Origin of the sequence: Frankia nepalensis (assembly GCF_016786325.1) — a bacterium.
GTDB classification, from domain to species: domain Bacteria; phylum Actinomycetota; class Actinomycetes; order Frankiales; family Frankiaceae; genus Pseudofrankia; species Pseudofrankia nepalensis.
This window is the reverse complement of sequence record NZ_JADWYU010000223.1, coordinates 27,170-49,036: the sequence shown is the minus strand read 5'-3', so window position 1 is coordinate 49,036 and position 21,867 is coordinate 27,170. Positions and strand designations below refer to the sequence as shown.

Sequence of the window (21,867 nt, the reverse complement as noted above, 5' to 3'; positions counted from 1 at the left end):
CCCCGGCCGGCGCCCGGCCGGCGCCGCCCCCCGCGGCCCCCGCGACGCCGCCCACCGGCTCCTCCGAGCCGGAGGCCGAGGGTCCCGTCGCCGGTCCGCCGGCGCGGGGCGGCTTCGACTGGGGCGCCGCGGAACGCGATGTCGCCGGCGTCGTCCCGCCGGCCTTCGTCGGCGCCGGGCCGGCCGAGGTGTCGCCGGCCGAGCCGGGCCCCGTCGACGCCTGGGACGTGGTCGGCGCCGGGGTGAAGCTGGCGGACGTCGGTGGGATGGCGCAGGTCAAGAAGCGGCTGGAACAGGCGTTCCTGGCGCCGATGCGCAACCCCGAGCTGCGGCGGCTGTACGGCAAGAGCCTGCGGGGTGGGCTGCTGCTGTACGGGCCGCCCGGCTGCGGGAAGACGTTCGTGGCCCGGGCCGTGGCCGGGGAGCTGGGCGCGAAGTTCCTCTCGGTGGGGCTGGCCGACGTGCTGGACATGTGGGTGGGCTCGAGCGAACGCAACGTCCACGATCTGTTTGAGCTGGCCCGGAGGGAAGCACCCTGCGTGGTCTTCCTGGACGAGGTGGACGCGCTGGGCCAGAAGCGTTCGCAGACCCGCCAGTCAGCCACGCGCGGGGCGGTCACCCAGCTGCTTGCGGAGCTGGACGGAGTGGACGGCCGGGGCGAGGGCGTGTTCGTCCTCGCGGCGACGAACCACCCATGGGACGTGGACCCCGCCCTGCGGCGCCCGGGGCGACTGGACCGTACCCTGCTGGTCCTGCCGCCGGACCAGGCCGCCCGGGAGGCGATCTTCCGGCATCACCTCGCGCAGCGTCCCGTCGGGGGCATCGACCTGGGCCGGCTGGCCAAGGCCACCGACGGGTACTCGGGCGCCGACATCGCCCACATCTGCGAGACCGCCGTCGAGCGCGCGCTCCTGGACAGCGTCGACACCGGCCAGGCCCGCCTGGTCGGCATGCCTGACCTGCGGGCGGCCATCGCCGAGGTGCGTCCCTCGATGGGCCCCTGGTTCGACATCGCCCGCAACGTCGTCCTGTTCGCCGACGACGACAGCACCTACGCCGACCTCCGTGCCTACCTCAAGAAGATCAGGCGACTGTGACCTCTCCGCATCCTTCCGGCGAGGCCACGGGCCTCGACCGCGCCGGCGCCGTCGAGGCGATCCAGAACCTGCTCGACGTCCGCCGGTTCGCCGACGCTCGGACGCGCGCCGTGGCGCTGCTCGGCGAACAGCCGGACGACCCACAGGCGCTGGGCCTGCTCGCCCAGGCACTGCTGGGCCTGGGCGAGCACGCGAGCGCGCTCCAGGCAGCCCAACAGGTCATCGCGGCCAGCCCCGAGGACGAGTGGGGCTACCGGCTGGCCAGCCTCGCCCACGAAGGGCTTGGGCAGTTCTGGTACGCCCGCGACGCCGCCCAGCGCGCCACGGCCCTGGCGCCGCATTTCTGGCCGGCCTGGATCCAGCTCGCCGATACCGCCCGGGCTCTCTCCCCGTACGGCCCCGAAGCACACCAGGCCGCCGCCGAGGCGCTGCGACTGGCACCCCACGAAGCCGCGGTGCAGGTCACCTACGGCGTAACCCTCATGCATCGCGACATCGGCGCGGCACGGTCCGCCTTCGAGGAGGCGCTCCGCCTCGACCCTGGCAACGCCGCCGCCCGCAACAACCTCGCCGTCCTCGATCTCCGGGCGAACAAGTTTCGGCAGGCTGGCGAAGGGCTGATCCGGGCCGCCGCCGCCGACCCTCGGGACACGGTCGCGCAGGACAACCTGCGCGCGGCCGTTCACACCGCCGTCGGGTGGGCCTGCGTCGCCGTCTTCGTCTTCATCGCGCTACTCGCCAAGCCCCTGCTCCTCCAGCACCATGTCACGGGTCAGCTGCCGATCCTCTACGCGATCATCTGGATCGTCACCGAGACCCTGGCTCTGGGTGTCCTGGCCTGGTGGCTGCTCCAGCTCTCCCCGCGGCTGCGGCGGCACCTCTGGTACCTGGTCACCCGGGACGCGACCCTCAGCGTCCTCGTCCTCAGCGTTGTCGCCGTGGGAGTGCTCGGCACCGTCGGTCTGACCACCGCGGGAACGCTCGGGCTCACCACGCGGATCCTCACACTGGTCGTCGCGATCGCGGCCCGCATCCTCACCGAGATCTCCGCTCGCCGGCTCCAACGCGAGCACACCGACTGAGCGCCAGCACCGCGCTCGCTACCCCTGCTCGACGATCAGCTTCCGGGCCAGGGAGGGGATCCCCCGGATGCTGTCCATCTCGTAGTTGGACAGGATCACGACCACGTACCCGCTGTCCGGGTAGAACTCCAGCAGGGTCGCGGCGCCGTTGGTGGCGCCGCCGGTGTGTTCGTACGACCACCGGTCGCCGGCGAGCTTGGCGACCGGGCCGTAGCCAACGAACGAGGTCGGTGGTGGGCCGGCGGGTCCCGAGTTGGCGGGTCCCGGGGCGGCGGGCCCCGGGCCGCCGGGTCCACCGCCGCCGGGTCCCGGGCCGGCGGCAGGGGCACCTTCCCGCTGAGCGTCAACCGCGTGTAGGCCGGGTTCAGGAGCCGCTCCTCCCACAGCGCGTGGGCGAACCGTTCCAACTGGGCGCAGGTCGCGAACTCGCCGTAGGAGAACGTCTGCTCGCCCAGGTTGTCGACCCGGTCCGCCGACCCCGGCGGGCGGTAGTAGCCATGGGCGATCCCGCGGTTCTCGCGTACCTGTGGCGTCGTGTAGAAGTCGGCGCTGCCCATCCCGGTGGGGCGGAAGATGTGCTCGCGGACGTAGTCCTGGTACTCCTGCCCGGACACCCTAGCGACGATCTCCCCGAGCACGTGGTACGCCGAGTTGCTGTACCGGCTACCCGCACCCGGTGGGAAGGCCAGCCTCTCCCTCCGGACGAACTCGCCGAGGCCCGCCCTCAGCTGCTGGACGCTGGTCCACGTGCGGGCCGCCTCCCACAACCCTGGTCGACAACGCGGTCCGCTACAACCGGCCGGCCGGGCAGCTGGCCGTCTCCACGGGTACGGCGGGCGGGCGGGCCGTCCTGCGGATCTCCAACACCGGCCGGGAGATCCCGCCAGACGAGGCGCGGACGCTGCTGGAACCGTTCGTGCACGGGCAGGGCACCCGCGTGCGGACCGACGGCCTGGGACTGGGCCTGTCCATCGTGCGCGCGGTGGCGCTCGCTCACCGGGGATGGATCGCGGTCACCGCTCCACCCGAAGGCGGCCTCGACGTCACCGTCGAACTCCCGGCAGCGACCGTCGAACTCCCGGAATACCCGGTAGCGGCCCGGCCGGGTAATGACGAGTCGTAGCGGCACAGCCGTGTCATGACGAGTCATAGCGGCACAGCCGTGTCATGACGAGTCATAGCGGCACAGCCGCGTCGTGACGAGTCGTAGCGACGGACCACGTCGTGAGGAGTCGTAGCGGCGCCATCGCGTCGTGACGAGTCGAGGCGAGCTGGGCGCCCGCGCTGGGGCCGTGGTCCGCCTCGGCGGTCACTCCCGCGCACATTCGGCTCAGATGAGCCGCCGAACCGGCGGGCCGGGCGCCCCCGTGACAGGGTGGCGGCACCGGCGTCGCCTCGGCACGGTTGAAGCCATGGGGGTGGGCAATGACCGTCAGCATCCGCAACCAGCTCGCCGGCAGGGTCACCGAGGTCGCCTCCGGCCAGGCGATGGGCACGGTGAAGGTCCGGCTGACGTCCGGCCGGGACATGACCGCCGCCGTGACCATGGACGCGATCAGGGACCTCGGTGTCGCCGCCGGCTCCGACGTCCACGTCCTCGTCAAGTCCACGGGCGTCGCCCTGGCCACGAGCGCCGTCCCCGGCGTCAGCATCCGCAACCAGCTCCCGGGCACGGTCACCGCCGTCGACCAGGGAGGGGCGATGGCGGCCGTCCACGTCGCCGTCGACGGAGGCCAGCTCACCGCGGCCATCACCCAGGCGGCTGTCTCCGACCTCGGCCTCACCACAGGCACCCCGGTCACCGCGCTGATCAAGTCAACCGAGGTCTCGCTCGAGACCCTCTGATCCGGTTGATCCGAAAGCCGCGGGTGGGGAGCGGCTTCCGGCGTCGCTCGGGGATTCCCGAGCGCCTTGCCACACCCCGGGCTACTCGTCGCAGGTCCGCTGATAGGGGAGATCGCCGGCGTAGAGGCGCCATTCGTCCTCGGTCAGGCCGCCGCCGGCGGCCACGCACGCCCTGGGGAGCGGGTCCGCGCGCAGTTCGTTGAGGGCCGAAAGGTCCCAGGCGACGGTGTAGACGCCGGACAGGAAGAACACGTCGCCCGACGCGGAGAACTCGACGTGTGTCGGGTCGCCCGCGCGGTGCAGCGGCGGGCCAAGCCTGCGTGGCGACGCGGGGTTGCCGATATCCCAGATGATCGTGAAGTCGCGTCCCGAGGAGATCATGAGGCCGTTGTCGGGCGAGAACGCGACGGTCGGATAGCTGACATGGCCGGGCAGGGGGGCGCCGAGCCCGCGTGGCGACCGGGGGTCCGACAGATCCCACAGCTCGATCCGGTACGAGTCCCCGGACACCGCGACGAGCGAGCCGTCCGCCGAGCTGTCGACGCGCGGGTAGGGTCCCTCCGGGAGGGGAAGTGACCCGACCTTCTGAAGCGTACGGGCGGAGTCCAGCAGCCAGATGTACACCCGCTGGTCGCGAATCTCGAGCAGCCCGGCGTCCTTGCCGCGGGAGTACGGCACCACGGCCGGAGGCACGCAGCCGCCGCCCTGCGAGCAGGACCTGACACCCGTCGGCCCGCCGACTGGGCGGAGCGCTCCGGAGCCCGGCTGATCGGTCACCTCCCAGAAGCGGTCGGCCACGTAGAGCAGGTCGCCAGCCCTGAAGGTCTCCGCCTCTGTTTCGCGCCCCTCAAGCCCAACAACCCGTGGCGAGGAACCAGGGATTCCGGGCTCCCAGACAATCGCCTCCCGCTCGAACCTGACAACTATTCTCTTCCCGTCCGGCGAGAACAACACACTTCCGTCGGCCTCCCCAGTCGGCAAGGAGTCGATCCTGCTCGGACGCGCACCGCCCTGGACATCCCAAACGGTTACCTGTCCGTCGCTGCTGATCGCGAGTCGACCGCCGTCCCTGGAGAAGTCAACGCTGTCGCGTTCCCGGCTCGCGGGCAGGCCGCCGGCGCGGCGTTTGGGCGCGGCCGCCGTCCTGATATCCCAGAGAACTCCGTCCTCGTCCAGCACGGTCTCGCCGTCCGGCGAGAACACCAGCCCTTGCCCTCCGGCGAAGGGCGCGCCCAGCCGAGGCACGCGCCAGGAGTCCAGCCGCCAGAGCAGCACGCCGTCCCCGTCCGCCGTCACCAGTACATTTTCCTTCGTCGATAGCGCCATCGACTGTGCGCCGTCGACATGCCCGGTGAGGGGCTCCTGATTCACTCGCTCGGGACCGCCTGACATGTTCCACAGGAATATCCCGTGATCGTCACTCTCGGTCAGCAGCGCTCCGTCCCCAGTGAACAGGACGGGCGTGTCGGCGCCCGACAACTCCGCGTTGAATGTCAGGCTGGATCCGTTGTAGATGCCGAACCACCACAGTTTCGTGTCGTCGAGATCAGGGGGATCGGCGGATCCGATCCGTCCGCCCCCGGCCCCGGTGTCGGCGAGGGTCCTGTTAGCGACCACCAGCCTGGTTCCGTCGGGAGACAGCCACATCCCGCCGTCGGCGTTGTACTCGGGGTCGAAGCCGGATCCGGTTCGCTCCACGGAGTCGAGCAGGCGGGGGGAGGCGGGGGTGCTGACGTCCCAGAGGCGAAGGACGTCGTCGTTGGCGACGAGACGCCGCCCGTCGGCCGAGAGCGCGACCGTGCATTGACTGGGTATCGGAGCACCGAGCTGGCGAGGCGCGGCTCGGTCCGACACGTCCCAGAGCACCGCGCCGTCGTCGCCGGCCAGCGCGAGCAGGCGGCCGTCCCCGGAGAACGCCAGGCTGGTGAGCGGCAGCGCCCCTAAGCAGCTCATATGCCCGAAGGGCGCGCCCAACGCCCGTGGCGCGCTCTTCGAGGTGAGATCCCACAGCGTGACCTGGTAGGAGCTGGCAAACCTACCGGTCGTACGCACCGGGATCGCCAGGGTGTTGCCGTCTGGCGCCAGCATCGCCCGGTTGAGAAACGGATCGTCGCCGGACGGCGTGAACGAACTGGCGCGACGCGGACGCGTGGGATCCCTGACGTCCCAGACCTGGAGGCTTTCCCCGGCGGCCGTGATGGCGTAGTCGCCGTCGTCGGTGACGGTGGCCCAGGTGTCCCCCTCCAGCGATGAGCTGAGCGGATTGCTCGCCAGGGTCTCGAGCAGCAGCGATCCGTAGTCCGTGGCCGGGTCGAGGGCCTGCGCGGCGATCCCCAGCCTGAGAGCGAGGCGGGGGTCGTTCTCCTGGACCCGGTCGGCCCGGCCGACGAGCTGCTCGGCGGCCGCGCGGCGGCGTTCGAGGTCGGCTTGTGCGCGCGCGTCCTGCTCGTGGGACCAGGACCGGGCGATGAGCGCGCCCGACACGGCCAGGATCGCCAGGACGACGGCCAGGCCCGCGGCGAGGACCCGGTTCAGGCCGCGGGCCTTCTGGATCGCCTGGCGCACGTTCTGGGCGCCGAGGATCTCCAGGTCGTCGTCCTTCGGGACGTCGCCGCGGTCGAGCGAGGTTTTGGGAACCACGACACGGCGCAGCTTCGCGTCGCGCGCCGCCGGGATCTTGCGGTTGTAGCCGTCCACGGAGAGCAGCTCGTCGCCGGCGCTGTCGATCGCGCCAGTGACGGCGCAGCGGGCGCGCAGGCGCCAGGGGCTCAGCCGACGCAGCGGCTGGCGACAGCGGTGCAGCTCGTGTAGCGCCACGGCGAACGCGCCGCCGAGCGAGCCCTGCTGGATCGCGTTGCAGGGCGTGTCCCCGTCGAGGACGGACCAGACGACGCACTCCCCCGCCTCGGCCAGCGGGGAGCTGGTCCAGGCGTCGCGAGCGGCGGTTACGAACGCCTCGTCGCCGTGGAAGAACGCCATGGTCGAAGGGTCCGGGTGAAGCCCCGCCGGCCCGCCGTCGAGGATCCGCAGGTGCAGGACGCCGGTGCCGCCCTCGACGTTGCGGTCGAAGAGCACCGGAAGCCGGACCTGCACCGTGAGCCCGAGCCGGCGCCGCACCGGTGGTTGCTGGTCGAGGACCCGGGCCGCGGCCAGCGCCAGCAGCCCGCGGTAGGGGCCGGTCGTCGCCTGCGCGGCGGCGAAGAACGGGAGCGCCTCGGCGCCTGGGCCGGCCAGGAGCGCCTTCGGGAACGGCAGGCCGCTGTCGACGGCCGGGAGGTTCGCCAGGGCCCACCGCCGCGCGGCCTCCTGGAGACAGTCCTCGGCCCGGTGGTGGTCGACGGTGCCGAGCGCCACGGCGAGGAGGGCGCGCGCGGCGGACAGGTCCGGCGAGGCCTCGGGGCTCTCGGGTTCGAGCAGCGCGGCCTCGTCGTCGGGTTCGGATTCCCCGCCCCGCGGTCCCGGGCCGTCCCAGGACTGAGCCAACGCGGCGTAGGACTCCCCGCTGGGCGGCAGAAGTGCCTGGAGCGCGCCGGCGCCCGCGCGACGCGCGGCCGCGACGAGCTCCAGCCACCGCTGCTCCGCGCCGACGAGGCGATCGTGCAGGCCGGTGAGATCGGAGAGGTCGGCCGCTGGCGTGGTCCGGTCGTCGCCGGGCGGGAACGGCCGGCTGTCGGTCGCGGTCATCGCAGGCCCGCCAGGACGGCGGTGCGGACAGCGTCGCCGGAGGCGCGCCCGCGGGCGATGGCCCGCCAGGCGTCACGTCCCCAACGGTTCGTGAGCCGGACCGAGCGCTCGACCGCCGCGGCGTCGGCATCGGCCAGCAGGCTGGCCGGGAACGGGCTGGTGATGGCGTCGTCCAGCGTGGCCGCCCGCGTCGTGAGCCTGATCGCGGTCACCGGCAGGCCGTCGGCGTCCAGCCACAGCGGGAGCAGCAACACGGCGCCGTCATCGGGCCGGGCGGCCCCGACGGACAGGGCGATCACCTCGCCCGGCCCCGCCGGGGGCCGCGCGACGACCATGATTTCGACGGTGCCCGGGCTCACGTGTCGCCGCACGACCCTCATCTGTTCGAGCAGGGTTTCGTGGGTCGGGACGTCCCGTTCCCGGTGATCGACGCCGGCGAACGCGAGCCCGGACCGGTCAAAGGTGGGAAGGCGCGTGAAGCCGCGTAGCGCTCTCCACCGGCCCGGTTCCACGAGCCGTGCGACGCGGCTCTCGCCGTGAGTGCCGTCGGCCTGCCCGCTCGGATCCCCGGTGGGTGCGTGACCCTGGCCGGTGAGGTCGTGAATCAGCTCGTTGAGGCGTTCCCGGATCGGCTCGGGCGGCGGAAGGCCGGGGTCGGTGCCGAGTCTCGTGGCCGCCAGCAGATCGATGCCTCGCAACTCCGCGAAGGCCGCGGAAAAACGCGCGTCATCGACGTTGGCGGTCGTCTCGGCAAGTTGTTCGACGAGCTCGCGCACCCGCGTCCACTGGTCGGCCGGCAATGACCGCTCGGCAAGCGCGGCCAGCAGATCCCGGGCGTCACCGTGTGCCTTCAGGGCATCGGCGCGACTTCCCGCTGGAACAGTTGACATCTTGACCCCCGTCACGCCGCGGGCACGTGTGTTCATGGTCGACGGTTCGGCGCCTCGGCCAGGCAAACTTACTACCCAGGTAATTCCGACCTGTCCGATGGCCCATCCGCCTACGGCCGCGAGGCCCGGCGCCGGAATCTCCGCCGGATTCCGCCGGCCGGCGGCGGTACCGCGGACAGCGGAGTCAGGTGCCGGCATTTGTCCCGCGATCGCCATGCCTGTCCGGCGAGTGTCGCGCCAAACCTCCGAATACGATCGGGCGTCGGGGCGCCCAGCCGGGATGGTTGGTTCAGGAGGGCGAATGACGGGACCTTCCGCGGCCGGCGGGCTGGCGGGGCACGAGCTCGTGGTCCAGCTGTTCGCGCCCGTGGGCGGCCCTGGTGGCGCCGCCGCGGCGGCGTACCTGCGCGAGGTGTGGGACCAGCTCGGCCGCGCCCTCGAGATGAACGACGAGGTCCCCGGGCTGGGGCTGCCGGCCGTGGTGCGTGGCGACCCCGAGTCCTGGCCCGGCGAGGTGGGCGGCGGCGCGGTCGCGGCGTGCGGCCGCCCGGGACGCGGCGTGTTCCAGGCGGTGCTGCGCCGTCATCACGACGCCGTGAACCTCGCGGTCGTCCTCGCGCCCCAAGCCGATGAGGGGTTGGCCTGGCGTGACCTCGAGGCCCGCTGGGCGTCGGTCGCGGGCGACCCGCCCGCGGAACTGCTCGGCGTGGCCCGGATCTACGTCGGCCACGTCGCGCGCGCCAGGGGCCCGGCCGAGCCGACCGGCGACGCGGTCGAGGCGCTCGCGGGGGCCCTGCCGACCCGGGACAACGGCGCTGGCTGGACGAACCGGGCCGCCGCGGTCGTTCCCGCTCTCGGATCCGTCCTCTGGGAGACCAGCGCCCGCGACGACCACCGGGCCGAGCGGGCCATCGCGGTCCTGCGGGCGGCCGGGGACGAGGCCGACGCGCGGCTGAGCGCCTGGGTCTGGTCGGACGGCACCGCCACGATCACGCCCTTCGCCCGCTACCTGCTCCACGCGGCCAAGGCGCGCTACCACCTGCGGGTCTGGAAGGACGACAGCCGCGCGCTGCGCGAGCTGCGGCACGAGGTCGACCGGCTGGCGGCCGCCATCGGCCGCCTGCTCGACCAGGAACCAGCCGGGCGCCGCGCGGATGGTCCGCCCCCAGCCCGGCCGAGCGCATCGGAAGCGCCGGAGGCCGGCGAGGGCCTGGAAGCGGCGGTTCCCACGGACGGGCCTGCCCTGCGGTGGGCGCTGCGCGCCAGCACCGCGAGGCTGGTCGACGCGGCGGCCATGGTGCCGGCGATGCGGCGGTCGGTCGAGATCGCCGCCTGGAACATGGACGAGGCCGTCGGCGCGGGACGACCGGCCGCCGAGTACGGCGGCCTGTTCCAGGACGACGCCCGGCTGGTGGAGTGGTTCCTCCACCAGCTCGCCGACGACCACACCTATCTGGAGACGCGGCTGTCCCGCGTGACCAGGCTCGGCGAGCTCGCGCGGGACCACGCGAACGACCGGCCCACGGTCCCCGGGCAAGTGGACCGCGACGAGATCGACCTCGAGGATGTCGATCTCGGTGAGCGCGACCGGGAGCTCCTGCTGCGGGAGCTGGCCACGCGTTACCGGACCCAGATCGACGTCGCCTACCTCCTCACGCGCCTCGGGCTGGAGCGACAGCACTGGATCCCGTTCACCGACTCGACGCCGCTGGTGCTCTGGGCCACCCAGCTCACCCAGCTGGAGGACGGGCGGGTTCCCGCGCCGCGCAGGCGGCTGATCGAGGTGGTGGGACGGGAGTTCCCCTCCGCGGTCATCGTCCGCCTCGCGGCTCGGTATGGCGTGGTCATCGACGAGTCCGACGACTCGTGACCCCGGCCCGGCCCGGCGCCATCCGGCGGGTGGCCGGCACGCCGGCCCAGGCCCCGGCACCGGCCACCGCCGATCCGGTTGACCCGGCCTCGCCCGACAGCGTCTACTGTGACCAGGTCTCTGATATATCAATCCCGGGAGGGGTGGACGTGTCCGCTGGACGCGACGACCAGCTCACGCTGGTCGCCTTCATGCAGGCGTCGAACGTGTCGGTGTACTCGGGTTCCTGGCGGTACCCGAACTCGGCGCCCGACTTCCTCGACCTGCGCTACTACCAGCGGATCGCGCGCGTGCTCGAGGAAGGCACGTTCGACCTGATGTTCTTCGACGACCGCCTCGCGATGCCGTCGATCTACGGCGGGTCCCCCGACGAGGCCGTCCGCTACGGCGCCCGCCCCGTCAAGATGGACCTGACGGCCGTCCTGGGCGCCGCCGCCGCGGCGACGTCGCACCTGGGCCTGGGGGCGACCTACTCCACCACCTACTACGCGCCGTTCCACGTCGCGCGGACCTTCGCCACCCTCGACCACCTCAGCGGCGGCCGGGCGGCATGGAACGTCGTCACCTCGGTGAACGACTCGGAGGCGCGCAACTTCGGCGTCGAGCAGCACCTCGGCCACGACGAGCGCTACGACCGCGCCGAGGAGTTCATCGAGATCGTCACCCAGCTGTGGGACTCGTGGGAGGACGACGCCCTCGTGCTCGACCGCGCGTCGGGCATCTTCGCCGACCCGGCCAAGGTCCACGAGATCGACTACCGGGGCAAGTACTTCAACGTGCGCGGGCCGCTCACGGTGCCCCGCCCTCCGCAGGGCCGCCCGCCGATCATCCAGGCCGGGCAGTCGGGCCGGGGCCAGCTCTTCGCCGCCCGGTGGGCCGACCTGATCTTCACCGCCGACCCGAGCCAGGCCGTGGCCATCGAGCACTACCGGGGCCAGAAGGAGCAGATCGCGGCCGAGGGCCGCGACCCGAACGCCGTGCGGATGCTGCCGATGGTGTACGCCGTGGTCGGCGAGACCGAGGCGATCGCCCGGGAGAAGGAGAACATCTTCCTCAACGAGCTCGTGCACCCGCTGGCGTCGCTGACGCTGCTCTCCGAGCTCACCAACCACGACTTCGCCGGCTACTCGCTCGACGACGAGATCACCGACGAGCTCATCAACTCCATCTCCGGCATCCGCGGCCTCGTCCAGGGCGTCAAGCGGCACCTCGGCGGCGGGAAGCTGACCCTGCGCACCCTCGCCAGCCACCGGGCCTCCCTGCTGCAGGGCCCGCGGTTCGTCGGCACGGGCGAGCAGATCGCCGACCAGATGCAGGAGTGGTTCGAGAGCCGCTCCTGTGACGGCTTCGTCCTGGCCGCGACCCACTTCCCCGGGGCGTTCGAGGACTTCGTCCGGCTGGTGGTGCCCGAGCTGCGCAAGCGCGGGCTGATGCGCACCCAGTACACCGGCTCGACGCTGCGCGAGAACCTGGGCCTGGCCCGGCCCGTCAGCAGCTTCACGGAAACCGCCGGTGGCCGCGCCGATGGCTGACCAGTCATCAGCGGAACAGCCAGAACAGCCAGAACAGCGAGAACAGCCGGAGCCCGCGCGGGCGGGGCGCGGGCGGCCGGGTTCCATGCTGGCCGGCGTCCGGGTCCTGGACATGGCCTCGCTCGCCGCGGCGCCGCTGGTCGCGACCTACCTCGGGGAGTTCGGCGCCGACGTCGTCAAGATCGAGCAGCCGCGGGGCGGCGACCCCATCCGCGGCTGGGGCGCGCAGAAGGACGGCGTCGGGCTGATGTGGAAGAGCGTCAGCCGCAACAAGCGCTCGGTCACCCTCGACCTGCGGCAGCCCGAGGGACAGGACCTGGCGCGGCGCCTCGCGGCCACCTGCGACGTCGTGGTCGCCAACACCCGCCCGCACACCCTGCGCCGCTGGGGCCTCGACTACGAACGGCTGCGCGCGGTCAACCGCGGGATCGTCATGCTGCACGTCACCGGCTTCGGCCTGACCGGGCCGAAGTCGGACCGGCCGGGGTTCGGCACCCTCGGCGAGGCCATGAGCGGCTTCGCGCACGTCACCGGCGAGGCCGACGCGCCGCCGACCCTCCCGCCGTTCATGCTCGCCGACGGGGTCGCCTCGCTCACCGCCGCGTACGCCGTGCTGACGGCCCTGTACCACCGGGACGTCCACGGCGGGGACGGCCAGCTCATCGACGTGAACCTGATCGACCCGCTGGCCCGGCTGCTCGAGCAGTCGGCCCTCACGTACGACCAGCTGGGCACCGTCCAGCGCCGCGCGGGCAACCGCTGGGACATCTCGGCGCCGCGCAACACCTACCGCACCAAGGACGACCGCTGGCTCGCCATGTCCGGCAGCGCGCCGACCATCGCCATGCGGATCTTCCGGGCGATCGGGCGGGCCGACCTCGCCGACGACCCCGACTTCGCCGACCCCGTGCGCAGGCTGGCCCGGGCACGCGAGGTCGACGAGGCGGTCGCGGACTGGGTCGCCGGCCAGACCCTCGACGAGGCGATGGCGGTCTTCGAGCGGGCGGAGATCGCCGCGGCGCCGGTCTACGACGTCGTCGGGCTGCTCGAGGACGAGCAGACGCGGGCGCGGGAGGTCTTCCGCCGGGTCGACGACCCCGAGCTCGGCTCGATGCTCGTGCAGTCGCCGGTACCGCGCTTCTCCGACCACGCCGGGGTCGTCGACAGCCTGGGGCCCCGCCTCGGCGAGCACACCGACGAGGTGCTCGGCGAGCTGCTCGGTCTCACGGAGCCCGAGCTTTCGGACCTGCGGGCCCAGCGGGTCATCTGACCGGCGGACCGGCGGACCGGCGGACCGGCGAGCTGGTGAGCTGGCGTCTGACCGGCCGACCTCGCGGGCCACGGTGGGCTCGACCGACGCGGGGCGTCGGCCGGGTCCGCCGTGGCCGGCCGGTGCCGGCGCCGCGATGGTTCGCCCCGGTCCGAGCGGCGCATGAGACGGTCGATCACCAGTTGCTCGCGAAAACGGCGAGGAGACCGCCTGTCCGTGGAGCCATTTCCACGGGCATTCGGCGATCATCCTGGCGGTCGGGCACGTGCTGGCCAGGCGAACGCCGCCGGGAGCGGCACTAGCCGGCGGCGCTGGTCCCAGGGGTGGGGCCGGCGCCGTCGACGGGCTGCGGGCCGAACATCCGGGCGACGAGCAGCCGCCCGGCGCTGACGACGTGCTCCTCGGACACCCGGCGGGCGCGGGCCGCGTTGCGGGCGGAGAGCGCGTCGACGATGTCGTCGTGTTCCCGCAGGGCGCAGCCCACCTGCTCGGGAACCATGTCGAAGAACGACCACGGGATGATCCGGCCGGTCTGCCGGATCAGCGCGATGAGCCGCACCGAGTCGCTGGCCCGGTTGATCGCCCGGTGGAACAGGAAGTTCGCCGTCTTCAGGTCGCCGCCGCTCTCGACGGCGACGCGGACCCCGTCGGCGAGCCGCCGCACCTCGGCCAGGTCCGGTTCGGAGATCCGCTCGGCCGCCCAGGCGGCGGCGGAGCCCGCGAGCTGGGCGGCGAGGGCGAAGTTGTCCTCGACGTCGCGCTGGCGCAGGCCAACGACCGTGACCCCGCTGCGGGGGGCGACCTGGACGAGCCCCTCGAACTGCAGCGTCAGGCAGGCCTCCCGGACCGGGGTCCGGCTCGTGCCCAGCCAGGCGGCGGTCTCGTCCAGGTCGATGCGCTTCCCCGGGCCGAACCGGCCGGTCATGATCTCGTCGCGCAGCACGTCGGCCACCCGGTCCCGGGCGGTCGCCCCCAGCCGCAGCCGGCGAGGGCCGCCTCCTTCGGCGTCTCCCGCCGGGGCTGGCGTTTCCCCCGCCGGCGCCCGCTCACCCAGAATGACTCCACCTTCACGCGGATGTGAGTAATCGGACGTTGACACGAGAGCCAGCGTATATCAGAGATGGCCCGGGCTCGACGCCGAGCGGCTTGATGGGTCGCCGCGCCAGGCCTCGAGCCCGCTCCCCGGCCGCCGTCCGCGAGCCGCCGCAGATCTCAGGCGACGTCGCCGATGAGGTGGAACCTGCGGCGGAAATAGACCGCGGGGCGGTCGTCGCCGAGCCACGTCCGCTCGACCCGGCCCAGCAGGATCGAGTGGTCACCCGCCGGCTGCACCGCGTGGGTGACGCAGCTGAGCGTCACGCACGCCCGGTCGAGGACGGGCAGGCCGTGCTCGTCGGGGCGGAAGCCCGCGTCCGCGAACTTGTCGGCGCCCCTGGTGGCGAAGCGGACGGCGAGGTCCGCGTGCTCGGGATGCACCACATGCACGACGAATCGCTCGGCCGCCACGAACGCCGGATGACACTGGGCCTTCGCCGCGAGGCAGACGAGCACGAGCGGCGGATCCATGGAGACCGAACAGAACGAGCTGGCGGTGAACCCCCACCACTGCCCGGCGTCGTCGGTGGTCGTCACGATCGTGACGCCGCTGGGGAACAGGGCCATGGCCTCCCGGAAGAGTCGGGACGCGTCGTCCGCCATGCCCACCTGGGGGGTGTCTGCCGCACTCGTCACCCAAGCAGCGTCCCGGATTGATATATCAGGTGTCAAGAAAAGCGGACGGCGGAGGCTTGCCCGCCCGGCACGCGAGGACGCGGTCGTCTCAGCACAGCGGACAGCGGGAGCAAGGCGGCCGCGGCCGGTCGACGTCGGGTCGCCCTGGCGCCAGGGGCGGAGCCCGTCCATGGATGTGACGCCGGCCGCGCGATGGGGAACGGCTCTCCTGCCGTCCGCTCCTGGGGTCGGCCCATGGGCTGTGGTGCCGGACGAGCAGGTTTTCGGCACCACGGTTTCTGGGATCATGGTCGAACACCCCGCAGGTCATGACCAGACGCTCGTTGGCGAGCATTCGGCGATCATGCCCGCGGTCGGGCGCGGGCTGGCCGGCCGAGTGTTGCCGGGAGCGGTACTAGCTGACGATGTCCTTCCGCTGGAAACGCCACCAGGCGAGGGCGAAGAACGCCGCCGAATACGTCAGGACCACGCCGGCTCCGCGCATCATGTTGTCCCACTGGACGGCGGGACCGAGCGCGTCTAGCCACGCGTACTGGAAGTGGGTGGGCAGGAACCGGCGGTACGCGCCGAGGGCGGTGATCGAATCGAGGATGTTCGACAGGACCACGACCAGGGTGGCGCCACCGACCGCGCCCAGCGGAGCGTCGGTGAGCACGCCGAACAGGAACGCGAGCCCCGCGACCAGCAGCGACTGCAGGCTCACGTAGCCGACGACGATCAACAGCCTCGTGAGCCCCTCCCCGGTCGTGAAGGAGCCCCCCAGGGGTGACTGCGCCGGCGCCCAGCCGAAGAACAGGCCGCCGACCACCAGCGCCCAGGCGGGCAGGAGGACGTTCGCGCCCAGGCTCAGCGACAGCGCGACGATCAGCTTCTGCCGCAGCAGCCGCCCGCGGGGCACCGGGATCGCGAGCAGGTAACGCAACGACGACCAGCTCGCCTCGCTGGCCACCGTGTCGCCGCAGAACAGCGCGACGATCACGACCAGCAGGAACGAGGCCGAGGCGAACTCGGTGAACAGGGCGAAGTTGGTCGCGCCCGTCGTCGCCAGCGTCACCAGCAACTGCCCGGTGAAGTCGCGGTTGTTCGCTCCCGACGAGGACTCGGGCGAGCTCACCTGAAAGGCGAGCGCGATGATCAGCGGCAGCGCCAGGAGGACGAGCGCGACCAGGTGGGTCCGCCGGCGGCGTAGCTGCCGGACGAACTCCACGCCCGTTCGCAGGGTGCGCCGCGAGGAGAAGCCGTTGTCGCGGGCCTCGGCCACTCCCGCCAGCATGTCGTGGGTGCCGCGCCGGGTGGACGGCGGCCGCGGCCCGTCGAGCTCGCCGGTGGGTGGGAGGGTCATTGGTCCGCGCCGATCATCTTGAGAAAGACTTCCTCCAGTGAACGCTGCGCCGGCATGACGTGCGACGTCATGCCGGCGGCGGCCAGGATCCGCTGTGCTTCCTCGGGATTCGCTACCGCGAGCTGCGTTCCGCCCGCGCCGACGATCTCCTCCACCGGGCCGGCGGCGACGAGCAGCCCCTTGTGCATCACCACGACGTGGGTGCAGGTCTGCTCCACCTCGGCGAGCAGGTGGCTGGAGATCACCACCGTGCGGCCCGTCGTCGCGTAGCGGCGCAGGACCTCGCGCATCTCCGCGATCTGCGGCGGGTCGAGGCCGTTGGTGGGCTCGTCCAGGACCAGCAGTTCGGGGAGCCCGAGCATGGCCTGGGCGATCGCCAGGCGCTGGCGCATCCCCTGGCTGTACGTCCCGACCCGCCGTTCGATCGACGGCCCCAGCCCGGCGATCTCCAGCGCGGCGTCGAGGCGCGCGTCTCGCGGGGGCCGGCCGGTCGCCGCCCAGAACAGGCGCAGGTTGTCCCTTCCCGACAGGTGCGGCAGCAGCCCCGGGCCCTCGACGAGCGTCCCGACCTTGGAGAGCACCGGCGCTCCCGGCTCCACGAGCTCGCCGAACAGGCGGACCGTGCCCGCCGTCGGCCTGATCAGTCCCATGAGCACCCGCAGCGCGGTGGTCTTCCCTGCCCCGTTCGGCCCCAGCAGTCCCACGACCTGGCCGCTTTCCACCCGGAAGCTCACGCCGTCCACCGCGCGGTACCCGTCGCCGTATTCCTTGACCAGGCCCTCGATCACCACCGGAACCGTCTCCAGCCCGTCAGCCACGGCCCGCCGACGGCGCCGACGCCGGACCTCGGCGACCAGCGCGCCGGGCAGGAGCAGCGCCATCGCGGCGGCGCCCACCACCAGCCAGCTCCAGGGCAGGCCAGACCCCGCGAGACGCCCGTCGATCGTGGCGACCGCGAGGTCGCCGCGCACCGACGCGCCGTCCAGGGCGATCGTGTAGCCGCGAGGCGAGGTGGGCAGATGGTAGGCCGAGTCGGTGGTCCCGACGGCCACCACGAGGCGGTGGCCGGCGGGTATCTGGGCGACGACGCCGGGCAGCGTCACCGTCACGGACTTCGGGACGCCGGGCCGCAGTCCGGTGAGCCGGATCGGCGCGACCAGGCCGTTCGGGAGGTCGACGCCTCCGTCCGGGTCCACGACGACCAGGGACGCGAACAACGTCGCGTCGGTGGTGTCCCGCGCGGTCACCTGAAGGGTGATCGTCGACGATCCCCCCACGAGCATCCCCGTGGGCAGCGGCGCGGAGGCGAACGCCGCGACCTGACCCGGGATCATGGCCAGACCGGCCAACCCCGTCAACGCGGCCGGGCCCGACGGCGCCGCCGACCCAGGGCTCGCCGCCGACCCAGGACGCGCGGCCGCCCCGGACAGCGCCGCCGCGTCGGTCAGCAGGGCCCCCAGGCCGGGGACGGTGGTGACGGCGGCCGGGCTGCCACCGGCCGGCGCGTAGATGGTCTGAGGCGGGCCGGCGACGGCCACCTGGTTGGTCCGCCGGCTCGTCGCGCCGTCATCGGCGCGCAGGCTCCGCGCGACGGTCTGCCCGGTGTCGGCGGAGATGCCGCTTCCGGGGACGGCCACCTCGAACGAGGTGTCGAGACGCCCACGCCCCTGCAGGACCGGGCCGAACCAGTCGTCCACGTACGGGACCAGGTCCGCCGCCGACGTCGTCCGGTCGTGACCGCCGCTTCGCCAGATCTCCTTGACCGGCGTGCCGTGCGCGGCGATGCCGCGGGCGTTGGCGTCCGCCTGCCCGAGCGAGAAGAGCGAGTCCCGCTCGCCCTGGGTAAGCAGCGTCGGAGCCGTGATCCTGTCGAGCACGCCGGCCGGGCTGGCCGCGCGCAGCAGCGCCAGAATCTCCGCGTCCGCCTCCCCGGTGGCCGCCGCGCGCTGATACGCGGCGCACAGATCCGGCGCGAACCGTCCGCACGCCCCTGGCTGCTCACCCGGGGCGGCGGCGAACAGCACGCCGGCCCACTGCTTCTTGAAGACGCCAGGCTGGTCGCCGGCGGCGTTCGGAAACAGCGCCTCCGACAGGTCGTTCCAGGTGATGTCGGCCGCGACCGCGTCGATCCGCCTGTCATGGCCGGCCGTGAGCAATCCGAGCGCGCCGCCGTAGGACGGGCCGGCCACCCCCACTCGCGGGTCGCCCGGCGCGTCCCGCAGCACCTGCGGCAGCGTCGCCAGATAGCTGATCAGCTTGCTCGCGTCGGCCACCTCGTACTCCGGCGCGTCGAGGTGTACCAGCCCGCCGGACCGGCCGAAACCCCGCGCCGAGTAAGCGAGGACGACGTACCCGCGACGCGCCAGCGACCGGGCCGCGTCGGCGAGGTCGTCCTTGGAGCCGCCGAACCCATGAGCGAGCAGGATCGCCGGAGCCGGCACGGTCCGCGGCAGGTAGACGCTGGTGTCGAGCGTCACCGGCTGGCCGTTCTCCGCGGTGCCCGCCACCATCTGGGACTGCGTCCGAACCGGGGCGTCGGTACTGGACGCGACCACCGCGACCAGGGCGGCGACGAGGGCGAGGACCGCCGTCCCCGCGACGGCGACGAGCCGGCGCCGGCCCTGGAAAGGAGCTCTCACCGCGGCTCGTTCTGCCAGAAGACCATCTGGACCGCCTCGTCCGCCACCACTCGCTCCATTCGCCACGAACGATTGTCAGATGGCGAGAGTTGCGGCATCCGAGCGGCCTGCCCGTGTCGATGGTCACGTCGGTGGCCGATCAGGGGTGTCGCGAAGCCTCCCGGCGACCCGTGATCGCCGGCGGGGTGCACGCATCAGCGGTCGAACGACCGGCCCGGCGACCCGACCGGGATCGCGGTGAGGATCTCAACGTCGCGACCGGACCGTTCCACCAGGAGGCCGGACCGTTTCGGGAACGGCCAGCTCGGACGACGGCAGCCCGGTCAGCCGCGCCCTGAGCTGGCCCACCCGTCCAGGCGCGGTGACCCAGACGGCGGCGGCGACCAGGGCGCCGCCCACGATGCCGTCCAGCCAGTAGTGGTTGCCGGTCAGCACGACGACGAGCGTGGTCACGACCGGCTGGGCGAGCGCGGCCCACCGCGCCCGGGACCGCAGGATCATGACGACCGCCCAGGCCTCGAAGATCGCCCAGCCGACGTGCAGGCTCGGCATCGCCGCGTACTGGTTCAACGAGCCGCCCTCGGACGGGTATGGCGACGGGCCGATGAGCTGGCCGGTGTCGACGATGTCGACCCCCGGCAGCAGCCGCGGCAGGAAGCGCGGCGGCGCGAGCGGGTAGGTCAGGTGGAGCACCAGCGCGGCTCCGGTCAGCACGATCAGCGCGTTGCGCACCCGGGCCCAGTGGTCACGGTGGCGCAGCAGCACCCACGCCAGGAAGACGACCGTCGCGGGAAAGTGGACGTACATGTAGAACCGGTTCGCCAGTTCCACCAGCGTGGTCGAGCGCAGGGCCAGGCGCTGCACGGCCTCCTCGCTCGGCAGGCCGAGCGCCTGTTGCAGGTTCCAGACGTCCCGGGCGTGCTCGAACGCCACGCTCTCGTGCCCGATCGCCAGCTGGCGTCCGTACCGGTAGGCCATGAACAGTCCGGCGAGCAGCAGCGCCTGGCCGACGGCATATCCAAGCCACCGGCCGGCCGACCGTGCCCGTCCGGTCCATCCCGGTTGCCCTGGCAGCTCGTCGGCGGGGGGTGACGATCCCGCGTCCATCAGCTCTCGTCGCTCGGCACCCGCCACCACCGCCGCGCTCATCTCGCTCCTTCTCGCTTGCCTGCCCCGTTCGCCTGCCCTGCCTGCTCGCCTCGCCGCCGTGCCGCACCCCGGGCCGCGCACGTAGGTGTGGACTCTGGGTGTTCGCTTCTGTCCGCTTCGTGAACCTTAGAGGTGCGCCTTTGGGACCTACCGACCATGGGGCCGGTAAAACGCCTCAACCCGCACCAACGGCCCCGCCGCGAACGGTTACCTGGGCCGCGGTAATCCAAGGTCATCCGCGCGGTCGAGGCCGCAGTATCGAGGTCGCGTGACCGATCAACGGCACGTGACGGCGCGCCGTCACGCACGACGCGCGCCGCCTGGTGTCCTGCGCGACGGGAGCTCCATGTCCGCCGACCGTGCCAGATCCACCGAACCCGCCAGATCCGCCAGATCCGCCAGATCCACCGAACCCGCCAGATCCGCCGGATCCACCGCACCCGCCGGATCCGCCACGTCCGTAGGCGACGCCCGGCCTTCGCTGGAGAGCCTGGTCATCGAGCTCACGGCGCTGCGGCCCCGGATGGAGGAGGTGAGCCTGGCCATCCACGCGCGCCCCGAGCTGAAGTTCGCCGAGTACCACGCCCAGCGGGTGCTGACCGGCTGGCTCGCGGAGTCGGGGTTCGCGGTACGCACACCGGCAGGCGGACTGGAGACCGCGTTCGTGGCCGTGCACGAAACGGGCAGGCCCGGCCCCCGGATCGCCGTCCTCGCCGAGTACGACGCCCTACCCGGGGTCGGGCACGGCTGCGGCCACAACCTCATCGCCGCCGGCGCGGTGGCGGCGGCGATCGCCGCCGCGCGGGCGATGCCCGGCCACGCCGGCACAGTCGTCGTGATCGGCACCCCCGGCGAGGAGATGGGCGGCGCGGGCAAGGTCCGGCTGGCCGAGGCGGGGGTGTTCGAGGGGGTGGACGCGGCGGTGATGTTCCACCCGGGTGACCGCTCGCTGACCGCCCGGGCGGCGCTGGCGGCGGCGCATCTGCGGGTCGTCTTCACCGGGGTGAGCGCGCACGCCTCGATCTCCCCGTGGCTGGGCCGCAGCGCGCTGGCCGGGGTTCAGGTGTTCCTCGCCGCGCTCGACGCGATGCGCCAGTTCGTGCCGCCGACCGCCCGCCTGCACGGCGTCGTCGCCGACGGCGGTCAGGCGCCGAACGTCGTCCCGGAGCGCGCCGCCGTGGACCTGTACGCGCGGGACCGCACGGCGGCCTCGGCGCTGGAGCTGGTCGCGCGGGTCCGCCTGGCGGCCGAGGGCGCGGCGCTCGCCACCGGGACGCGGGCGGAGGTCAGCGAGACGGGCCCGCTGTACGCGGAGCGCCGCGACAGCATGGTGCTCGCCGAGCACTTCGGCGAGGCGGTGCGCGCGCTCGGCGTCGACATCACCGCCGGGGAGCCGGACAGCCCCGCCGGTTCCTCCGACATCGGCAACCTCTCCCAGCTCCTGCCGGTCATCCACCCCTACATCCAGATCGCCGCGGCCGGGACGCCGAGCCACTCCGAGGCCATGCGGGCGGCGGCGCGGACCTCCTTCGCGCACGAACGCACCCAGGTCGCGGCGACCGGGCTCGCCCGGGTGGTCACCGACCTGCTCGCCGACCCGGAGCTGCTCGCGGCCGCGCGGGCCGAGTTCGCCGCGGCGGAGGCGGAGGCCGGGTCGCGGGCGGAGGCCGGGTCGCGGGCGGAGGCCGGGTCGCGGGCGGAGGCCGGGTCGCGGGCGGAGGCCGGGTCGCGGGCGG

16 protein-coding genes are annotated in these 21,867 nt (G+C 73.0%); 8 read left to right on the top strand and 8 right to left on the bottom strand.

The features are described from left to right. Both I6A81_RS35355 and I6A81_RS35350 read left to right on the top strand, forming a co-directional pair. Nucleotides 1-1,097, top strand: a 1,097-nt coding sequence (locus I6A81_RS35355; protein ID WP_203010424.1) for an ATP-binding protein, incomplete at its 5' end; no start/stop codon positions are given. Beyond that, nucleotides 1,094-2,179, top strand: a complete 1,086-nt coding sequence (locus I6A81_RS35350) for a tetratricopeptide repeat protein (RefSeq protein WP_203001442.1) — start codon at nucleotides 1,094-1,096, stop codon at nucleotides 2,177-2,179. The genes I6A81_RS35355 and I6A81_RS35350, both read left to right, overlap by 4 nt. A 95-nt stretch (nucleotides 2,180-2,274) precedes the next feature. Here I6A81_RS35350 and I6A81_RS35345 read toward each other — a convergent pair whose 3' ends face one another. Further along, the gene (locus I6A81_RS35345) at nucleotides 2,275-2,946 is read right to left on the bottom strand and encodes a serine hydrolase domain-containing protein (protein WP_203001444.1); all 672 of its coding nucleotides are present in this window, start codon (nucleotides 2,944-2,946) and stop codon (nucleotides 2,275-2,277) included. On the opposite strand from I6A81_RS35345, the gene I6A81_RS35340 reads away from it, so the two are divergent. Both I6A81_RS35340 and I6A81_RS35335 read left to right on the top strand, forming a co-directional pair. Continuing rightward, nucleotides 2,856-3,302 (top strand): sensor histidine kinase, encoded by a 447-nt coding sequence (locus I6A81_RS35340; protein ID WP_203001446.1) that lies wholly within the window; start codon nucleotides 2,856-2,858, stop codon nucleotides 3,300-3,302. The two genes, I6A81_RS35345 and I6A81_RS35340, sit on opposite strands and share 91 nt — an antisense overlap. 302 nt (nucleotides 3,303-3,604) lie before the next feature. Then, nucleotides 3,605-4,024: a TOBE domain-containing protein gene (locus I6A81_RS35335; RefSeq protein WP_203001448.1), complete on the top strand. Its 420-nt coding sequence runs from the start codon at nucleotides 3,605-3,607 to the stop codon at nucleotides 4,022-4,024. Nucleotides 4,025-4,105: 81 nt separating this feature from the next. Here I6A81_RS35335 and I6A81_RS35330 read toward each other — a convergent pair whose 3' ends face one another. Together I6A81_RS35330 and I6A81_RS35325 are read right to left on the bottom strand one after the other, a co-directional pair. Next, the gene (locus I6A81_RS35330; RefSeq protein ID WP_203001449.1) at nucleotides 4,106-7,708 is read right to left on the bottom strand and encodes a WD40 repeat domain-containing protein; all 3,603 of its coding nucleotides are present in this window, start codon (nucleotides 7,706-7,708) and stop codon (nucleotides 4,106-4,108) included. Then, complete coding sequence (locus I6A81_RS35325) at nucleotides 7,705-8,598, bottom strand: CATRA system-associated protein (protein WP_203001451.1); 894 nt, start codon at nucleotides 8,596-8,598, stop codon at nucleotides 7,705-7,707. The genes I6A81_RS35330 and I6A81_RS35325 overlap by 4 nt, the downstream gene beginning before the upstream one ends. A gap of 301 nt (nucleotides 8,599-8,899) precedes the next feature. On the opposite strand from I6A81_RS35325, the gene I6A81_RS35320 reads away from it, so the two are divergent. The 3 genes from I6A81_RS35320 (at nucleotide 8,900) to I6A81_RS35310 (ending at nucleotide 13,270) form a co-directional block, all read left to right on the top strand. Further along, nucleotides 8,900-10,468 carry a CATRA conflict system CASPASE/TPR repeat-associated protein gene (locus I6A81_RS35320; protein WP_203001453.1) on the top strand — a complete coding sequence of 523 codons (1,569 nt, stop codon included), beginning with the start codon at nucleotides 8,900-8,902 and terminating at the stop codon, nucleotides 10,466-10,468. Nucleotides 10,469-10,617: 149 nt separating this feature from the next. Beyond that, nucleotides 10,618-12,000, top strand: a complete 1,383-nt coding sequence (locus I6A81_RS35315) for an LLM class flavin-dependent oxidoreductase (protein WP_203001455.1) — start codon at nucleotides 10,618-10,620, stop codon at nucleotides 11,998-12,000. An 85-nt stretch (nucleotides 12,001-12,085) separates the two neighbouring features. Beyond that, nucleotides 12,086-13,270, top strand: a complete 1,185-nt coding sequence (locus I6A81_RS35310) for a CaiB/BaiF CoA transferase family protein (RefSeq protein WP_203001457.1) — start codon at nucleotides 12,086-12,088, stop codon at nucleotides 13,268-13,270. Between the two features lie 298 nt (nucleotides 13,271-13,568). Here the strand turns inward: I6A81_RS35310 and I6A81_RS35305 are convergent, their stop codons facing one another. The 5 genes from I6A81_RS35305 to I6A81_RS35285 form a co-directional block, all read right to left on the bottom strand. After that, on the bottom strand, nucleotides 13,569-14,369 hold the full coding sequence (locus I6A81_RS35305) for a GntR family transcriptional regulator (RefSeq protein WP_307875137.1): 801 nt from the start codon (nucleotides 14,367-14,369) through the stop codon (nucleotides 13,569-13,571). A 113-nt stretch (nucleotides 14,370-14,482) separates the two neighbouring features. Then, entirely contained in the window at nucleotides 14,483-14,968 is a 486-nt protein-coding gene (locus I6A81_RS35300; RefSeq protein WP_203001501.1) for a flavin reductase family protein, read from the bottom strand. 427 nt (nucleotides 14,969-15,395) lie between these two features. Beyond that, complete coding sequence (locus I6A81_RS35295; RefSeq protein ID WP_203001459.1) at nucleotides 15,396-16,343, bottom strand: ABC transporter permease; 948 nt, start codon at nucleotides 16,341-16,343, stop codon at nucleotides 15,396-15,398. Further along, nucleotides 16,340-18,982 carry an alpha/beta fold hydrolase gene (locus I6A81_RS35290; RefSeq protein ID WP_203001461.1) on the bottom strand — a complete coding sequence of 881 codons (2,643 nt, stop codon included), beginning with the start codon at nucleotides 18,980-18,982 and terminating at the stop codon, nucleotides 16,340-16,342. The genes I6A81_RS35295 and I6A81_RS35290 overlap by 4 nt, the downstream gene beginning before the upstream one ends. A gap of 246 nt (nucleotides 18,983-19,228) precedes the next feature. Further along, on the bottom strand, nucleotides 19,229-20,131 hold the full coding sequence (locus I6A81_RS35285; RefSeq protein ID WP_203001463.1) for a phosphatase PAP2 family protein: 903 nt from the start codon (nucleotides 20,129-20,131) through the stop codon (nucleotides 19,229-19,231). A 523-nt stretch (nucleotides 20,132-20,654) separates the two neighbouring features. Between I6A81_RS35285 and I6A81_RS35280 the strand changes: the two genes are divergently transcribed. After that, nucleotides 20,655-21,867: M20 family metallopeptidase (locus I6A81_RS35280; RefSeq protein WP_238441586.1), on the top strand; the 1,213-nt coding region annotated here is incomplete at its 3' end.